The organism is Streptomyces sp. NPDC001599, from assembly GCF_042893535.1.
Lineage (GTDB): Bacteria > Actinomycetota > Actinomycetes > Streptomycetales > Streptomycetaceae > Streptomyces.
Genome location: NZ_JBIAVA010000006.1, coordinates 230,305 through 246,362, shown reverse-complemented (window position 1 = coordinate 246,362; position 16,058 = coordinate 230,305). Strand labels below are relative to the sequence as shown.

Annotated in this window: 17 protein-coding genes; 11 read left to right on the top strand and 6 right to left on the bottom strand. The window is 73.7% G+C overall.

Going from position 1 to position 16,058, the window contains the following annotated elements; translation table 11 throughout:
* Positions 1-37 precede the first annotated feature (37 nt).
* On the top strand, positions 38-997 hold the full coding sequence (locus ACFYZ3_RS18070; RefSeq protein WP_388518352.1) for a hypothetical protein: 960 nt from the start codon (positions 38-40) through the stop codon (positions 995-997).
* Here the strand turns inward: ACFYZ3_RS18070 and msrB are convergent.
* The 4 genes from msrB to ACFYZ3_RS18050 all read right to left on the bottom strand — a co-directional run bounded on the left by msrB (position 957) and on the right by ACFYZ3_RS18050 (position 4,341).
* Positions 957-1,364 (bottom strand): peptide-methionine (R)-S-oxide reductase MsrB, encoded by a 408-nt coding sequence (gene msrB / locus ACFYZ3_RS18065; protein ID WP_361006661.1) that lies wholly within the window; start codon positions 1,362-1,364, stop codon positions 957-959. The genes ACFYZ3_RS18070 and msrB overlap by 41 nt on opposite strands.
* A gap of 27 nt (positions 1,365-1,391) precedes the next feature.
* Positions 1,392-2,780: a UDP-N-acetylmuramate--L-alanine ligase gene (gene murC, locus ACFYZ3_RS18060; protein ID WP_388518349.1), complete on the bottom strand. Its 1,389-nt coding sequence runs from the start codon at positions 2,778-2,780 to the stop codon at positions 1,392-1,394.
* Positions 2,781-2,853: 73 nt separating this feature from the next.
* On the bottom strand, positions 2,854-3,327 hold the full coding sequence (locus tag ACFYZ3_RS18055; protein WP_388518346.1) for an indole-3-glycerol phosphate synthase: 474 nt from the start codon (positions 3,325-3,327) through the stop codon (positions 2,854-2,856).
* 186 nt (positions 3,328-3,513) lie between these two features.
* Positions 3,514-4,341 (bottom strand): pyrimidine reductase family protein, encoded by an 828-nt coding sequence (locus tag ACFYZ3_RS18050; RefSeq protein ID WP_388518343.1) that lies wholly within the window; start codon positions 4,339-4,341, stop codon positions 3,514-3,516.
* Between the two features lie 314 nt (positions 4,342-4,655).
* Here ACFYZ3_RS18050 and zapE point away from each other — a divergent pair, with 314 nt between their 5' ends.
* From zapE to ACFYZ3_RS18005, 9 genes are all read left to right on the top strand, one after another.
* Positions 4,656-5,768, top strand: a complete 1,113-nt coding sequence (gene zapE, locus ACFYZ3_RS18045; protein ID WP_388518340.1) for a cell division protein ZapE — start codon at positions 4,656-4,658, stop codon at positions 5,766-5,768.
* A 188-nt stretch (positions 5,769-5,956) separates the two neighbouring features.
* Positions 5,957-6,358 carry a hypothetical protein gene (locus ACFYZ3_RS18040; protein ID WP_361006669.1) on the top strand — a complete coding sequence of 134 codons (402 nt, stop codon included), beginning with the start codon at positions 5,957-5,959 and terminating at the stop codon, positions 6,356-6,358.
* 77 nt (positions 6,359-6,435) lie between these two features.
* Positions 6,436-7,017 carry a carbonic anhydrase gene (locus ACFYZ3_RS18035; protein WP_388518337.1) on the top strand — a complete coding sequence of 194 codons (582 nt, stop codon included), beginning with the start codon at positions 6,436-6,438 and terminating at the stop codon, positions 7,015-7,017.
* Between the two features lie 8 nt (positions 7,018-7,025).
* Entirely contained in the window at positions 7,026-8,516 is a 1,491-nt protein-coding gene (locus ACFYZ3_RS18030; RefSeq protein WP_388518335.1) for a SulP family inorganic anion transporter, read from the top strand.
* A gap of 101 nt (positions 8,517-8,617) precedes the next feature.
* Complete coding sequence (locus ACFYZ3_RS18025) at positions 8,618-9,406, top strand: slipin family protein (RefSeq protein ID WP_109029724.1); 789 nt, start codon at positions 8,618-8,620, stop codon at positions 9,404-9,406.
* An 88-nt stretch (positions 9,407-9,494) separates the two neighbouring features.
* Positions 9,495-10,892: a PhoX family protein gene (locus ACFYZ3_RS18020; protein ID WP_388518333.1), complete on the top strand. Its 1,398-nt coding sequence runs from the start codon at positions 9,495-9,497 to the stop codon at positions 10,890-10,892.
* 69 nt (positions 10,893-10,961) lie between these two features.
* A complete protein-coding gene (locus tag ACFYZ3_RS18015) occupies positions 10,962-12,485 on the top strand; it encodes an FAD-dependent oxidoreductase (RefSeq protein ID WP_388518330.1) in 1,524 nt (507 codons plus the stop codon).
* 86 nt (positions 12,486-12,571) lie between these two features.
* A complete protein-coding gene (locus ACFYZ3_RS18010; RefSeq protein WP_388518327.1) occupies positions 12,572-13,450 on the top strand; it encodes a polysaccharide deacetylase family protein in 879 nt (292 codons plus the stop codon).
* 17 nt (positions 13,451-13,467) lie between these two features.
* Entirely contained in the window at positions 13,468-13,695 is a 228-nt protein-coding gene (locus ACFYZ3_RS18005) for a hypothetical protein (RefSeq protein WP_361006682.1), read from the top strand.
* Here ACFYZ3_RS18005 and ACFYZ3_RS18000 read toward each other — a convergent pair.
* Together ACFYZ3_RS18000 and ACFYZ3_RS17995 are read right to left on the bottom strand one after the other, a co-directional pair.
* Positions 13,687-14,361 carry an ABC transporter gene (locus ACFYZ3_RS18000; protein WP_388518324.1) on the bottom strand — a complete coding sequence of 225 codons (675 nt, stop codon included), beginning with the start codon at positions 14,359-14,361 and terminating at the stop codon, positions 13,687-13,689. The genes ACFYZ3_RS18005 and ACFYZ3_RS18000 overlap by 9 nt on opposite strands.
* Complete coding sequence (locus ACFYZ3_RS17995) at positions 14,358-15,212, bottom strand: ATP-binding cassette domain-containing protein (protein ID WP_388518321.1); 855 nt, start codon at positions 15,210-15,212, stop codon at positions 14,358-14,360. The genes ACFYZ3_RS18000 and ACFYZ3_RS17995 overlap by 4 nt, the downstream gene beginning before the upstream one ends.
* 44 nt (positions 15,213-15,256) lie before the next feature.
* Here ACFYZ3_RS17995 and ACFYZ3_RS17990 point away from each other — a divergent pair, with 44 nt between their 5' ends.
* Complete coding sequence (locus ACFYZ3_RS17990) at positions 15,257-16,018, top strand: peptidyl-tRNA hydrolase (RefSeq protein WP_388518318.1); 762 nt, start codon at positions 15,257-15,259, stop codon at positions 16,016-16,018.
* Positions 16,019-16,058: the final 40 nt, after the last annotated feature.

Sequence of the window (16,058 nt, the reverse complement as noted above, 5' to 3'; positions counted from 1 at the left end):
CAAGCGGGGTGATCGACTGCGTCGGCGGTCGCGCGCAGTGGGACCCTGCGCAGCACGTCCTACGCCCGGGAGGGCGATTCGTGACGATCGCACGCGACGAGGACGGTGTCGTCACACCCGCCTCCGCGGCCCGGCTCCTCTCGACGATCACCGCTCGGAGGCTACGAGGCGCAGGGGCCCGGGGAACCAAGTACATTCCCGTCTTCCCCGAGGCTTCCGGGGCTCTCCACAAGTCAACAAGCGGACCGACCAGTGGGGAGGCTCCCTCCGCAACCGTGCCAGGCTGCTCCTCGACGTCGTGACAGCCGTCCGTGAGCGCGTGTCACCGGGTTTCGGCATCGCCGTCAAGCTCAACTCCGCGGACTTCCAGCGTGGCGGCTTCGACCTCGAAGACGCACACCACGTCATCGAGTGGCTCAGCGACAGCGTCGACTTCGTGGAGCTGTCGGGAGGAAGCGTCGAGTCACTCGCCACGGCCGGTCACACGGCCGACGACCGCACCCTGGAGCGCGAGGCCTACTTCCTTGAACTCGCCGGCGAGCTCGTCGAGGCCGCCTCGGTTCCTCTCATGCTCACCGGCGGCACCCGCCGGGCAAGAGTCGCAAAGGACGTGATGGCACGCGGGTTCTCTCTCGTCGGCGTCGCAACCGCACTCGCGCAACGGCCCGACGCCCCGCTCAGCTGGCTCGCGGGCGAGGACGGCGAGGTCGCGGCCCCCCGCTCGGCGTTCCGCTCCAAGTCCCTTCGCGCCGCGGCCGTACAGGCAAGCATCACCTCGCGCCTGCATGCTCGGCCGCGGCCGTTCGAGACGACCACTCGTCCCGGTCGCCGCCCTCGTCGTCGATCGATACCGGCGATCCCGTGCGATTCGCCGCTACCGTCAAGAAAGAACGGCGCCCGACTCCGAACTCCATCGACGCCCCGGAGCGCGGCACCGCTTGAGGAGCTAGGAGGGATCAGCCGCCCGCGGGTGTCAGCCGCAGCGAGATGCTGTTGATGCAGTACCGCTGGTCGGTCGGGGTCGGGTAGCCCTCGCCCTTGAAGACGTGGCCGAGGTGGGATCCGCAGCGGGCGCAGCGCACCTCGGTGCGGACCATCCCGTGGGAGCGGTCCTCGATCAGCTCGACCGCGTCGGTGTCCCTCGGGTCGTAGAAGGACGGCCAGCCGCAGTGCGACTCGAACTTGGTCGTGGAGGTGAACAGCTCCGCACCGCAGGCGCGGCAGGAGTAGACGCCCTCGGTCTTGGTGTCGGTGTACTCACCGGTGAAGGCCGGCTCGGTGGCGGCCTCGCGCAGCACGGCGTACTCGGCCGGGGCCAGCTCGGCCCGCCACTGCTCGTCCGGCTTCTCGACGTCGTACGACATGAGTCTCAGCCCCTCACTTCAGGTACTTCACTTCGACAGCTCGTCCAGGATGCGCGGTCCGAGGTCCGTGACGTCGCCCGCGCCCATGGTGAGAACGAGATCACCGGCCTTCGCCATTCCCGCGACCAGCGCGGGCGAGGCGTCCTTGTCGTGGACCGGTGTGACGTCGGCGCCGGCGGCGCGGGCCGCCTCGACGATCAGCTCGCTGGTGATGCCCGGGATCGGGTCCTCGCGGGCCGGGTAGATGTCGAGGACGACCGAGGCGTCCGCGAGGGCCAGGGCCTGGCCCATCTCCTTGCCCAGCTCCTGGGTGCGGGAGAAGAGGTGCGGCTGGAAGAGGACCAGGATGCGGGCGTCGCCCACCGCGGCGCGCATGGCCTCCAGGTCGGCGGTCATCTCGGTGGGGTGGTGCGCGTAGGAGTCGACGACCTGGACACCGGCCGCCTCGCCCTTGAGCTGGAGGCGCCGCTTGACGCCCGTGTACGCGGCCAGCGCGGGGGCCAGCTCGGCGGCGGGGATGCCGAGGGCGGCGCCCGCGGCGAGGGCGGCGACGGCGTTGTGGGCGTAGTGGCGGCCGGGGACGGAGACGGCGAAGGTCAGCTCGGCGCCGTCGATGACGACGGTGACCTCGCTCTTGAGGCCCTGCGGGACGACGGAGAGGATGCGCACGTCGGCGTCCTCGGACTCTCCGTACGTCACCGTCCGCACCTGGCCGGCCAGCCGTCGGGTCAGCTCGCGGGCGCCCTCGTGGTCGGCGGCGATCACCAGGGTGCCGCCGGGGACGATCTTGCCGGCGAAGGTCTCGAAGGACTCGTAGATCTCGTCCATCGAGGCGTAGTTGGCGTGGTGGTCCAGCTCGACGTTGAGGACGATGGCGACCTCGGGGGCGTACTTGTGGAAGCTGCGGTCGCTTTCGTCCGCCTCGGCGACGAAGATCTCGCCGTCGCCGTGCAGGGCGTTGGAGCCGGGCGCGTCCAGGTCGCCGCCGATCGCGTACGACGGGTTCCGGCCCAGCTCGGACAGGGAGACCGCCAGCATCGAGGTGGTGGTGGTCTTGCCGTGCGTGCCGGCCACCGCGATGGGGCGCAGGCCGTCCATCAGGGCGGCGAGGGCGTCGGAGCGGTGCACCACCGGGATGCCCAGCTCGGCGGCGCGGACCAGCTCCGGATTGTCCTCGCGGATGGCCGAGGACACGACCACGCAGCTCGCGTCGTCGGCGAGGTGCCGCGCCGCGTGCCCGATGTGCACGGTGGCGCCCAGCGCGCGCAGCGCGTCGGCGGTCGCGGACTCCTTGGCGTCGCTGCCCGCCACGGCGGCGCCGCGCTGGGAGAGGATCTTGGCGATGCCCGACATTCCGGCGCCGCCGATGCCGATGAAGTGCGGTCGGTCCATGGCGGTGGGAAGGCCGGGTGCCATGCGCTGTTCTCCCAGAGTGATCCGTTGGTGATCCGTTGAGGCCGCGCCCCCTCGGCAGGGGCGCGGCACCAGCCTATGCCTTGCTGTGGGAGAACAGTTTCAGGACCGGTACGCCGACCTTGTGCCGGGCCCGGGAGGCCCAGTCCCGGTGGAAGAACTCCTCCACGTAGTGGGGGTCGGTCAGGACGATCACCTCGTCGGCGCCGGTCTCCATGACGACGGACTTCAGCTCGTCCAGCGGGTGGTCCTCGATGAGTCTCCCGTCGGCCTGTGCACCGGAGGCGCGCAGGGCGGTGAGGGACACCTCCAGGGCCCGCTCCCCGACGCTCTGCGCCTCCCGGCCCTCCGGGGTCTCCCCCTCGCGCACGGCGTCGTCCAGCTCGCCGAGCGCGACGTCGTCAATGGCGCGCAGCAGGCGGTCCGCCTGATCGCCGCGCGGCTGGAGCAGCACGTGGAAGCCGACCCGCTCGTCCCCGTGCAAGGTGGTGACGAACTCCACGTCGGCGGACGTCAGGGCCTTCTCGATCATCAAAACGCTTGTGAACACCAGGCGCCCCTTCTCCTTCGAGGGCCCGCGGGCCCACCCTCCGTAGGCCGTACCAGACCCTGCGGAAACCATCCTGCCCCGTGATCGCACGGGTACTGCCGGAATCAGTGTGCCCGGCGCGGACTAAACGGAACGGGAGATTCCGTCGATTCCCGGATGTGCGGTAACGACCGAACCCGTGTCCGGTCACCGCCGCCCACCCGGGACCGGGATCTCCTGGTCGCGCCGGTACCGGCCGAAGAGGAAACCTTCCTCCTCCAAGAGGGACACCAGTGCGAATCGCCGTGGCATCTCGACGGCCGGTCCGCCCGCGATCCGCTGCGCGTCGCCCGCGGTCAGCATCGGGGAGACGGTCAGGCACAGCTCGTCGAGCACACCGGCCGTGACGAACTGCCCCAGCAGCCGCGGGCCGCCCTCGGTCAGCAGCCGGGTGTGCCCCAGCTCCGCGAGCGCCCCGAGCGCACGGGCCGGGTCCACCCCGACGCCGTCCCCCGCGATCACCACCCGGGCCCCGGCCCGCTCCGCGGCGGCGATCCGGTCGGGGGCCGCGGCGGCGCCGGTCAGGACCAGCGTGGGCACGGCCGGGGAGGTGAACAGCGGCAGGGAGAAGTCCAGCTCCAGGCTCGCGCTGACCACCGCGATCACCGGCACCGGCGCCTGGCCGGCCGCCCGCCGCGCCTCGGCGAAATCCGCCCGCGCGCGTGCCGGGCGGTACCCCTCCTGCCGTACGGTCTCGGCGCCGGCGATCACCACGTCCGCCAGTGCCCGCAGGGTGCCGAAGACCCGCATGTCCGCCGCGCTGGAGATGGGCTGTGAGCGGCCGTCGTGCTGGGCGGCGCCGTCGAGGGTGGAGACCATGTTGGCCCGCAGCCACGTCTGCCGGTGCCCGTCCGGCTCGGGGTACGCGTAGGCGGCGGCCAGCTCGGCCAGGCTCCACTCCCGGTCGGTCTCGGAGCCGCCGCCCGGGCCGGCGGTCGGATCGGTCACGGGGGACACGGGGAACAGGCGTCGCATGGGGTGCAGTGTTCCACGCACCCGCCACGCCAACCGCGCAGGCCGGAGCCCTGCCCACCCCCACATACGCACCGCGCCCACGGCGCCGAACCCGCGCCGGGCCACGCGCGCCGCCCGGTTTCCTCCGGACCCCACCACCGCGGCGCCCCGCCGCACGGGCACCCGGCACCGCGCCCGCCTGCCCCGGCGCCCCGCCTGCCCCCGCGCCCCGTCCGCGCCCCGTCCGCGCCCCGCGCCGCCCGCCTCCCCCGCCCCGTCCGCGCCGCCCCCGGCCGACGACGAGGCCCTCCGCGCAGGCCCTACCATTGAGTACCGTGTCGTCCTCCTCTCCCGCCTCCGTCCCCGCTCCGATAACCGGGACGGCTCCGGCCACGGTCTCCCTGTGCGCCCGCGAGCCCCGTGTCCCCGCGGACCGCCTGGTCGCCGAGATGGTGCCCCCGCCCCGTTTCGACTCCGTCCGCTTCGGCACGTACATCCCCGACCCGAACCAGCCCAGCCAGAGCGAGGCCGTCCGGGTCCTGGAGGACTTCGCGGGCGGACTGGGCGAGGCGCCCGGCACGGCCACCGGCAGGCGCGGCTTCTTCGGGCTGGGCCGTGCCAAAGCGCCGAAGGCCCCGGCCGGACCCCGCGGCGTCTACCTCGACGGCGGTTACGGCGTCGGCAAGACCCACCTGCTGGCCTCCCTGTGGCACGCCACCCCCGCCGAGCCCTCCCGCAAGGCCTTCGGCACCTTCGTGGAGCTGACCAACCTCGTCGGCGCCCTCGGCTTCCAGCAGACCGTGCAGACCCTGTCCGGGCACCGCCTGCTGTGCATCGACGAGTTCGAGCTGGACGACCCCGGCGACACCGTCCTCGTCTCCAGCCTGCTCGCCCGGCTCGTGGAGGCCGGCGTGGCGCTCGCCGCCACCTCCAACACGCTGCCGGGCAAGCTGGGCGAGGGCCGGTTCGCGGCGGCCGACTTCCTGCGCGAGATCCAGGGCCTGTCCGCCCACTTCCGCGCCCTGCGCATCGACGGCGAGGACTACCGCCACCGCGGTCTGCCCGAGGCCCCCGCGCCGTACTCCGACGAGCAGGTGACCCGGGCGGCGCAGGCCACCGAGGGTGCCTCCCTGGACGACTTCGCCGCCCTCCTCGACCACCTCGCCCGCGTCCACCCCAGTCGCTACGGCGCCCTGACCGACGACCTGACGGCGGTGTGCCTCACCGGCGTGCACCCGGTGCCGGACCAGTCGACGGCGCTGCGGCTCGTGGTGCTCGCGGACCGGCTCTACGACCGCGAGGTGCCCGTCCTGGCCTCCGGGCTGCCCTTCGACCGGCTGTTCGGCGAGGAGATGCTGAAGGGCGGGTACCGCAAGAAGTACTTCCGGGCGATCTCCCGGCTCACCGCGCTGGCCCGGGACGCGGCGCGGCTGGTGGACACGCCCTGAGGAACGGTCGGTTCCCGCCAACCCAGCCGCCATTTTGAGGCTCTCTCCGGCACGTAACGCCCCGTTAACCCTGCAAAGTCCTTTGCAGGGTTAACGTGTTTCTTGACCGCGCATTGACCATGCTTTTGCCGGGCATTGACCTGTCTCCCGGCATATACCAGCGGCAGGAACTGCCTGGAGGGGGCCGCGTGTACCGACGTTCGGCGGCCCGCACGGTGGTCGCGATCCTCGCCCCCGTCCTGTTCGCGCTCCAGTTCTTCGCTCCCACGGCGTCCTTCGCATCCGCGCATACAACCGGTGATGCCGTGGCCCACGCCCGTCCCGGAACCATCCCCTCCGGCACGGTGCCGCACGACGAGACCGTCACCTGCCGCGAGGGCGGCCGCCCGGGCGAGCCGACCACCGCGCCGCGCGTCCGCGACCGACACCGCACCACCGCCGCGCCGCAGTCCGGCGCCCCTCGGCACCCACTGGCGCCGCAGTCCACTCCGCAGGCGCCCGGCTCCCTCACCGCCGGCCGTGCCACCGAGCACCGGCCGAGACCCACGACGGACCACGCCCCCGAGGCGCTCCAGGTCTTCCGCTGCTGAGGGACCACCGGCACATCCCCCACCTCTGTCCCACCCGTCCGACGCGCCCCCACGGCGCGCCAGGAGGAAACCGCATCATGCAACCCCTCATCGACAACGCCCGTACGTTCGGACAGCGCCCTGAGGAGTTCACCGGGCACGCCGAAGGCCAGTCGCCCGAAGTCCTGTTCATCACCTGCTCCGACTCCCGGGTGGTGCCCGCCCTGATCACGGGCGCCCGGCCCGGCCAGCTCTTCGAACTGCGCACCGCGGGCAACATCGTCCCGCCCTACGGAACCGAGCACCCCTCCGGCGAGGCGGCCACCGTCGAGTACGCCGTCCAGGTCCTCGGCGTCAGCGACATCGTGGTCTGCGGCCACTCGCACTGCGGCGCCGTCGGCGCGCTGGTGCGCGGCGACGACCTGACCGCCGTGCCCGCCGTGCGGGACTGGCTGGCGCACGCGGCCGACGAGCCGAAGCCCTGCGACCCCGCCGATCCGACGGTCGCCGAAGCCGTGCAGCACCACGTACTGGCCCAACTGCTGCGCCTGCGCTCCTACCCCTGCGTCGAGCAGCGGCTGACGGACGGCCGGCTGCGGCTGCACGGCTGGTACTACGAGGTCCACACCGGCCTCGTGCGCCGCCACCGTGCGGACACCGACGCCTTCGAGGCCCTGTGAACGCCGGCATGAGCTCCATAGCCGACCGCAGCCGCCGCTTCCCGCACTGGCGGCAGGACCTCACCGCCTCCCTCGTCGTGTTCCTGGTCGCGCTCCCGCTGTGCGTGGGCGTGGCCGTCGCCTCCGGTGTCCCGGCCGAACTGGGCCTGGTCACCGGCATCGTGGGCGGCCTGGTCACCGGGTTCCTGCCGGGCAGCAGCCTCCAGGTCTCCGGCCCGGCCGCCGGGCTGACCGTGCTGGTCTTCGGCGCGGTCGACCAGTACGGACTGCCCGCGCTCGGCGTGATCGTGCTCGCCGCCGGGCTCCTCCAGCTCGCGATGGGCGCCCTGAGGCTGGGGCGCTGGTTCCGGGCGATCTCCCTGTCGGTCGTCGAGGGCATGCTGGCCGGCATCGGCCTGGTGCTCATCGCCGGTCAGCTGTACTCGGCCGCCGGTCTCGAGGCGCCCGCCTCCGGCCTCGACAAGCTCACCGGGCTGCCCGGGGCCGCGGCCGACGCGCTGGGCAGCACCGAGGCGCTGACCTCGCTCGCGCTGGGCGCGGGCACTGTCGCCGTGATGGTGCTGTGGAAGCGGCTGCCGAAACGGGCGCGGACCGTACCGGGGGCACTGGCCGCGGTCGGTCTGGCCACGGCGGTCACGGCCGCGTTCGGACTGTCGGTCGCGACCGTCGAGGTGAGCGGCCTGCTGGACGTGGTCCAGCCGCCCGGCGCCGACGCCTTCGGCGAGCTGGCGAACGTGGGCCTGCTCGGCACGATCGTCGCCTTCACGCTGATCGCCTCGGCGGAGAGCCTGTTCAGCGCCGCGGCGGTGGACCGGCTGCACGGCGGCCCGCGCACCCAGTACGACAAGGAGCTGATGGCGCAGGGCGCGGGCAACACCGTGTGCGGCGTCCTCGGCGCGCTGCCGATGACCGCGGTCATCGTACGCAGCTCCGCCAACGTGGCCGCGGGAGCCCGCACCAAGGCGTCCCGGGTGCTGCACGGTGTGTGGCTGCTGCTGTTCGCGGCGCTGCTGCCGTCCGTACTGGGCCTGATCCCGCTGCCCGCGCTGGCGGGCATCCTGGTGCACGCGGGCTGGAAGCTGATCCCGTTCCGCAGCATCCTGCCGCTGTGGCGCGACCACCGGGGCGAGGCGCTGATCCTCGTGGTCACGGCCGTCTCGATCGTCGCGGTCAACATGTTCGAGGGCGTACTGATCGGCCTGGCCCTGTCCGTGGTCAAGACCGCCTGGGAGGCCTCGCACCTCGGGCTGGAGATCGTCGACAAGGGCGCGGGACCCGTCCAGGCCCATCTGAGCGGCAACGCGACCTTCCTGCGGCTCCCGAAGATCCTGGAGTCCCTGGAGGCGCTGCCGCAGGACCGCCCGGTCGAGCTGGACCTGTCCGGGCTGCACCACCTGGACCACGCCTGCCGCACGGCCCTGGAGAACTGGGCCGAACGGCACAGCGCCACCGGCACGGATCCGGTGAAGGTCACGGAGCCGGAGAAGGCCGGGGTGTAGCGGGGAGTCCGCCGCCGGGTCCCGGGGCATGGCCCCCGGCCCGGCGGCGGGCCTATCGTGACAGTAAGGGTGAAAACCGTCCTCCGAGCGAGGAGGTCGTCATGGTGCAGGAGCTTCTGACCGCGGCCGCCGCCGTCGGCAGCGCGGGCGTCCTGTACGTCGCCTCGGCGGCACGGGTCGTCAAGCAGTACGAGCGAGGGGTGGTCTTCCGGCTCGGACGGCTCGCGGGTCAGGCACGCGGTCCCGGGTTCACGATGATCGTTCCGTTCGTGGACCGGCTGCACAAGGTGAACATGCAGATCATCACGCTGCCCGTGCCCGCCCAGGAGGGCATCACCCGCGACAACGTCACCGTGCGGGTGGACGCGGTCGTGTACTTCAAGGTGGTCGACGCGGCCAACGCGCTGGTCCGGGTCGAGGACTACCGGTTCGCCGTCTCGCAGATGGCCCAGACCTCGCTGCGCTCCATCATCGGCAAGAGCGATCTGGACGATCTGCTGTCCGACCGCGAGAAGCTGAACCAGGGGCTGGAGCTGATGATCGACAGTCCCGCGGTCGGCTGGGGCGTGCAGATCGACCGGGTCGAGATCAAGGACGTGTCCCTGCCGGACACGATGAAGCGCTCGATGGCCCGCCAGGCCGAGGCGGACCGGGAGCGACGCGCCCGGGTGATCAACGCCGACGCCGAACTCCAGGCCTCGAAGGTGCTCGCGGAGGCGGCCCGGGAGATGTCCGAGACGCCCGCGGCCCTGCAACTGCGGTTGCTCCAGACGGTCGTGGCGGTGGCCGCCGAGAAGAACTCGACCCTGGTGCTGCCCTTCCCCGTGGAGCTGCTGCGGTTCCTGGAGAAGGCGCAGGAGCACCCGGTCGATCACCCGGTCGAGCGGTGACACGGGCTACGCGCGTGGTTCCCGGGGCTCCTGGCAGGTGATAGACACAGCGGGTCACAGTCCTGTCCGCCAGCAGGAAGGTTTCCCCATGTCCACGTCCCGCAACGCGGCCACCCGCCGCCAGGTGCTCGCCCGTACCGGAGCCCTGGGCGCAGGCATCGCCTTCACCGGCGCCCTCTCCGAACTCTTCACCGGCACCGCCGCCGCGCAGTCCCTCGGCCACACCGGCTACGGCCCCCTGGTCCCCGACCCCGACGGACTGCTGGACCTGCCCAAGGGCTTCCGCTACCGGGTGCTGTCCCGCGAGGGCGACCGGCTGCGCTCCGGGGAGGGCCCGGTGCCCTCCAACCACGACGGCATGTCCGCCTTCCCGGGGCGTTCCTCCGGCAGACACGGCCGCACCACCCACCTCGTCCGCAACCACGAGAACCGCGAGGACGGCCGCGTCCCCGTCCCCAGGGTCGAGGGCCTCACCTACGACCCGGAGGGCAAGGGCGGCTGTACGGCGCTGGCGCTGGACTCCCGCAACCACGTCCTGTCCGAGCGGGTCGCGATCGCCGGTACGGCCGTCAACTGCGCGGGCGGCCCCACCCCCTGGCACACCTGGCTGACCTGCGAGGAGACCGAGGACAAGGCCGGGACCAACGGCTACACCAAGGACCACGGCTTCATCTTCGAGGTCGACCCGGTCGACCCGCACCGCACCGGGGCGGTGCCGCTGACCGCGATGGGCCGCTTCCAGCACGAGGCGATCGCCGTGGACCCGCGGCGCGGTGTCGTGTACGAGACGGAGGACGCGTTCGAGCGGCCCTTCGGCCTGTTCTACCGGTTCCTGCCCGAGAAGCCGCTGGGCGGCCGGGGCTCGCTGCGGGCGGGCGGCAGGCTCCAGGCGATGCGCGTGCCCGGTGTGCCCGACCTGTCCTCGATCCAGGAGACGGGCGCGACCTTCGACCGCATCGAGTGGGTGGACGTGCCCGACCCGCTGGCCGCCGAGACGCCCATCCGCTTCCAGGACTTCGGCCGGGGCGGCATCACCCACGCGCAGAAGCTGGAGGGCTGCTACTGGGGCGGGCGGAGCGTGTACTTCGTGTCGTCCTTCGCCCACAGCTCCGAGGGCTCGGCGGCCGACCACTACGGTCAGATCTGGCGCTACGACCCCGAGCGGCGACGCCTCACCCTGGTGATCGTCTTCGGTCCCGACACCGACGTCCGGCTGCCGGGCGAGTCCCCCGACAACATCTGCCTGGCCCCCAGCGGCGGCCTGATGGTCTGCGAGGACGGCAACGGCGCCCAGCACGTCTTCGGCGTGACCCGGCGCGGCGAGGTGTACGCCATGGCCCGCGGCGCCCAGAACATCGGGACGGAGGAGGAGCCGGAGTGGGGTGAGTTCGCCGGTGTCACCTTCTCCCCCGACGGCGACACGATGTTCGTCAACTGCTACACGCCCGGCACCACCTTCGCGGTGACGGGGCCCTGGCGCAGGTAGCGGCCCGGGGACCAAGGCGGGGCGCGTCGTCCGGTCACTGAAGCCGCGGCCACGGGGTACCCGGGCCGCATGACTCAGAACGTGCAGGTCAACGGCTCGTACTGGCTTCAGACGGCACCGGGCGGCGCGCCCCGCCCCGCACTCGCCGAAGATCTCGACGTCGACGTCGCCGTGATCGGCGCCGGTGTCGCCGGGCTCAGCACGGCCTGGGAGCTGACCCGGGCCGGGCGGAGTGTGGCGGTGCTGGAGGCGGGACGGGCCGGTGCCGGGGTCACCGGGTACACCAGCGCCAAGCTGACCGTCCTGCACACCCTGGTCTACGACAGGCTGCGCCGCACCCGCGGCCCCGAGGGCGCCCGGCTGTACGCCCGCTCGCAGTCCGAGGCGATCGAGCACGCCGCCGGGATCGTCGCCGAGCTGGGCATCGAGTGCGACTGGGAGACCCGCGACGCCTACACGTACGTGCGCGACCCGGGCCGGGTGGACGAGCTGCGCACCGAGGCGGCCGCGGCGAAGGAGGCGGGGCTGCCCGCGTCGTTCGTGACGGAGACCGGGCTGCCGTTCCCGGTGGCGGGCGCCGTGCGGGTGACCGGGCAGGCCCAGTTCCATCCCCTCAAGTACCTGCGGGCCCTCGCCGCGGACCTGGAGGCGCGCGGGGGGCTGATCTTCGAGGACACCACCGTCCAGGGTCTGGACGAGGGCGAGCCGTGCCGGGTGAAGACCGACGCGGGAGCGACGGTCACCGCCCGCGACGTCGTGGTCGCCACGCACTACCCGGTCTTCGACCGGGCGCTGCTCTTCGCCCGCCTCTCCCCGCGCCGCGAACTGGTCGTCGCCGGGACCGTCGAGGCGGACCGCGACGTCGACGGCATGTACATCACGCCGGAGGAGAACACCCGCTCGGTGCGCACGGCACCCCTGGCCGACGCGGGCCGCCGCCTGCTCGTCGTCACCGGGGAGCACTTCACCCCCGGCACGGGCGACACCCGCGAGCGCTTCGAGACCCTGGCCGCCTGGGCGGACGAGCACTTCCCCGGCGTCGAGCGCACCCACGCCTGGGCCACGCAGGACATCGACCCCACCGACACCGTGCCGATGGTGGGCCCGCTGCACCCGGGCGCGCACCACACCTACGTCGCCACCGGCTTCGGCGGCTGGGGGCTGAGCGGCGGCATGATGGCGGGCCGGCTGCTCACCGCGCAGATCACCGGCGAGGAGTGCGCGTGGAGCGGACTGTACGACCCGCGTCGGCTGCGCACGGCGGTGCGCGAGGCACCCGCGCTGCTCAAGACGCAGGCCGAGGTGGCCCGGCACTTCGTCGGCGACCGGCTGCGGCCCACCCCGCCGGTGGAGGCGCTGCCGCCGGGCGAGGGCGCGGTGGTCCGGGCGGGCGGCGACCGGCTGGCGGTCTACCGGGACGAGGAGGGCGCCCTGCACGCCGTCTCGCCGCGCTGCACCCACCTGGGCTGCCTGGTCGACTTCAACGCGGCCGAGCGCGCCTGGGAGTGCCCCTGCCACGGCTCCCGCTTCGGCACGGACGGCAAGGTGCTGGAGGGCCCGGCGACCAAGCCGCTGGAGCGGCGGGACATCTGACGCCGGCTGGACCGGGTGGGTGAGAGCGGCGGCACGTCGCCGGACGTAGTCATACAAACAGAACATCCCACTCCTACGTTCGTACGGTGATCTCTCTCGTACGACGCGCCACCGCGCTCTGTGTCCTGGGCGCCGCCCTCACCGCCTGCGGAACCACCGGGGCCGAGCAGGCCCCCCGTCCGGCACCCTCGGCCCCCGCCCCGTCCCCGTCCGCCTCCCGGACGCCCACGCCCACCCTCGCCCCCGGCCCCGCGGGCCTGACCCCCGTCTTCGAGCACGGCCCGCGCACGGACGGCACGAAGGACGCCGCACGGGGCGGCAGGCAGGTCGCCCTCACCTTCGACGCCGACATGACCGCCGACCAGGGGCCGCGGGCCGCGTCGGGCGAGCGGTTCGACAACCCGGGGCTGATCGCGGCGCTGCGGGAGCTGAAGGTGCCGGCCACGGTGTTCATGACCGGCCGCTGGGCCGAGGAGTACCCGGACGAGGCCCGCTCCATCGGCCGGGACCCGCGGTTCGAGATCGCCAACCACTCCTACAGCCACTACGCCTACACCGACGACTGCTACGGCCTGCCCACCGTGCCCGAGGACCGCATGCGTTCGGACCTGGAGCGGGCGTACACGGCGTTCGAGAAGGCCGGGGTGCCGAACCCGATGCCGTACTTCCGCTTTCCCGGCGGCTGCTACGACAAGGCGGCCCTCAGGGAGCTGTCGGCCACCGGGGTCACCGCCGTGCAGTGGGACGTGGTGAGCGGGGACGCCTTCGCGACGGACGCCGACGCGGTGACCCGGCAGGTGCTCGACGGGGTGCGGCCGGGTTCGGTCGTCGTCATGCACTGCACGCGCAGCGCCGCTCCGGTGACCGAGGAGGTGGTGCGGGCGGTGGTGCCGGAGCTGCGCCGCCAGGGCTACCGCTTCGTGAAGGTCTCGGAACTGATCGGCGCTGCGAACGGGCACGCCTGACGTCCTACGCTGGAGACATGAGCAGCGACCAGGACCACGAACAGGACCCGGACGGCGCCGGCTGCGAGCCCGGCGGCTACTGCCTGATCGACACGGCGCCCCGGCCGCCCCGGGCCGACGGCCCGCCGTACGCCGAGTGCGTGCAGTGCCGGGAGCCCACGGAATACCCGGAGTCGTACAAGGGCATCACGCTCTGCCCGGTCTGCGAGTGGCAGGAGGCCCAGCGCACCGCCTGCTCAGGCTGAGGACCTGCGCGAGCTGAGCGCACAGGCCACGGCGATCGCGCCCGCGGCGATGACCGCCGCCCCGGCCAGCGGCAGCAGCGGCAGCGGGACCGCGCCCGACCTCGACCCGGTGACCAGGCCGCTGACCGCCGCCCGCGCCGGGGACCCCGACGCCACCAGCGCCAGCAGCGCCGCCAGCAGCAGGGCGGGGACCGCGCGGCCGGGCGAACGCAGCACCGGCCAGGCGGTGAGCGCGCCGACGGCGGTGCCGAGCAGGGCGCACACCAGCGCGGCGAGCAGTCCGGCACCGGCCGCCGGGAGCGGGGGTACGCGCGTGCCGCGACCGGTACTGACCGGGTCGCTGATCAGTGTCACGACGACGGTCGCCACCGCGCCCAGGACGACCGCGGCGGCCAGTGCCACGAGCACGGGGGCCAGGTGGGCCCGCGCGGGACCGCGCGCCGCCGACACGCAGCCCCGCGCGGCGGGCGGCTCGGACGTGACGCAGATCCGCACCAGCCAGGCCGCGACCGGCAGCAGCACGGCCGCCGCCCAGCCCAGCGAGTCGAGCACCGGCTGCCCGCCCCGCACCCCGATGCCGAGCGCGGCGGCATACAGGACGACGGGCGGCAGCCAGCGCTGGGAGCGCAGCAGGAGGGCCGTCTGGTAGCGCAGGAGAGCGGTCATCGGTGGTCCTCCGGGTCGTGCACGGCCACCACGTGCCAGGGCGGCCGGGCCGTCAGGAGCGTGCGCAGCACGACGTCGGAGTGCGAGGCGGGGACGGTGAGCGCGTGGCATCCGGGGACGGTCTCCCCGGCCGACGCGGCCATGCGGCGCACGTCGGCGGGGAGGGCGGCCCCGGGCGGCCCCTGCACCCGGACGACGACCCGCGGCCCGGGCGGCACCGGAGCGGGTCCGGTACGGCGGTGCAGGGCTCCGTCGCGCACGGCGTACACGGCGTCGGGCGCGCCGGCCAGGCGGCGCGGATCGTGGTCGACGAAGACCGCGGCACCGCCGGCCGCGGTCCGTTCGGCGACCGCCCGCTCCAACTCCTCCCGCGCGTCGGCGTCGAGCCCCGTCCACGCCTCGTCGAGGACGAGCAGCTCCGGCTCGGCGAGCAGCGCCTGCGCCACCGCCACCTTCTGGCTGCCGCCCTTGGAGAGCCGGGAGAGCTGCGTGTCGGCGTACCCGGCGGCCCCGAGCCGCTCCAGCCACTGCCCGGCGGCACGGGCCGCCGCCCGGCGGGACAGCCCGTGGACGGTGCCGAGGTGGGTGAGGTACCGCGCGGCGGTGAAAGGCAGGGCGGGCGGGAAGCGTTCGGGGACGTAGGCCGTGCGCGGGCGGCCGGTGACCCGGCCCTCGGTGGGGGCGTCGATCCCGGCGAGCAGGCGGAGCAGGGTCGACTTGCCGGTGCCGTTGGCGCCCTCGACACGGACGAGGGCGCCGGGCCGCACGCCCAGCTCGACCCCGCGCAGCACCCAGGGGCCGCGCAGACCGTAGCGGCGGCCCACACCGTCCAGCCGTAGCTCGCGTCGCATGGGGCCATACTCTCCCAGGCGCGCGGGTTGGCAGACTGTAGGACGTGAGCAACGACCCGACGACACCCGTCCCCGCCCCCGCCCCAGTCCCCGTCCCCATCCCCGACAGCCCCTTCCGTCCCGAGCCCGGGGACCGCGACCTCGCGCCGCAGTTCGTGCTGCCGCTCGTCGTGCGCATCGAGCGGGCGGCCCCGCCGTCCCGTACCGACGCGCTGGAGACCGCGGCCCGGGCGGTGCTGGTGATGCTCGGCGACGAGCGGTCGACCGGTGACGGCGCGTGGGCGCGGGCGATGCGGGACTGGCAGGACGCGCGCATCCGCAAGGTCGTGCGCCGGGCCCGCGGCGCGGAGTGGCGGCGGGCCGAGGCGCTGCCCGGCATCACGGTCACCGGCAAGAGCGCCGAGGTGCGGGTCTTCCCGCCGGTCCCGTTGGACGGCTGGCCCAAGGATCTGGCCCGGCTCCAGGTCTCCGGCACCGACCTCGACGACCCCGAGCCGCCGGTCGGCGCCGATCCCTCCGCGACGGTGCTCTGGCTCAACCCCGACCTGGACATGTCGGCGGGCAAGGCGATGGCCCAGGCGGGCCACGGTGCGCAGCTCGCCTGGTGGGAGCTGTCCGACGGCGAGCGGACGGCGTGGCGCGACGCGGGCTTCCCGCTGTCGGTGCGCACCGCGGATCCGGCCCGCTGGACCGGCCTCACCACCGGCGGCCTGCCGGTGGTGCGGGACGCCGGATTCACGGAGATCGCGCCGGGTTCGTGCACGGTGGTGGCGGACCATCCGGCGCTGCGGCGGGCGCGCCCGTAGGCGGCGGAGGCGCGCCGGCCGGTGCCCGGGGTGGCCCGCG

What these genes read in the sequence shown, in the direction of transcription:
- ACFYZ3_RS18030 (WP_388518335.1), top strand. Translation starts at nt 7,026, where the DNA reads ATGAGCTCCATAGCCGACCGCAGCCGCCGCTTCCCGCACTGGCGGCAG.
- ACFYZ3_RS18020 (WP_388518333.1), top strand. Translation starts at nt 9,495, where the DNA reads ATGTCCACGTCCCGCAACGCGGCCACCCGCCGCCAGGTGCTCGCCCGT.
- ACFYZ3_RS18050 (WP_388518343.1), bottom strand. Translation starts at nt 4,341, where the DNA reads ATGCGACGCCTGTTCCCCGTGTCCCCCGTGACCGATCCGACCGCCGGC.
- ACFYZ3_RS18005 (WP_361006682.1), top strand. Translation starts at nt 13,468, where the DNA reads ATGAGCAGCGACCAGGACCACGAACAGGACCCGGACGGCGCCGGCTGC.
- ACFYZ3_RS18025 (WP_109029724.1), top strand. Translation starts at nt 8,618, where the DNA reads ATGGTGCAGGAGCTTCTGACCGCGGCCGCCGCCGTCGGCAGCGCGGGC.
- murC (WP_388518349.1), bottom strand. Translation starts at nt 2,780, where the DNA reads ATGGCACCCGGCCTTCCCACCGCCATGGACCGACCGCACTTCATCGGC.
- ACFYZ3_RS18000 (WP_388518324.1), bottom strand. Translation starts at nt 14,361, where the DNA reads ATGACCGCTCTCCTGCGCTACCAGACGGCCCTCCTGCTGCGCTCCCAG.
- ACFYZ3_RS17995 (WP_388518321.1), bottom strand. Translation starts at nt 15,212, where the DNA reads ATGCGACGCGAGCTACGGCTGGACGGTGTGGGCCGCCGCTACGGTCTG.
- ACFYZ3_RS18035 (WP_388518337.1), top strand. Translation starts at nt 6,436, where the DNA reads ATGCAACCCCTCATCGACAACGCCCGTACGTTCGGACAGCGCCCTGAG.
- msrB (WP_361006661.1), bottom strand. Translation starts at nt 1,364, where the DNA reads ATGTCGTACGACGTCGAGAAGCCGGACGAGCAGTGGCGGGCCGAGCTG.
- ACFYZ3_RS18015 (WP_388518330.1), top strand. Translation starts at nt 10,962, where the DNA reads ATGACTCAGAACGTGCAGGTCAACGGCTCGTACTGGCTTCAGACGGCA.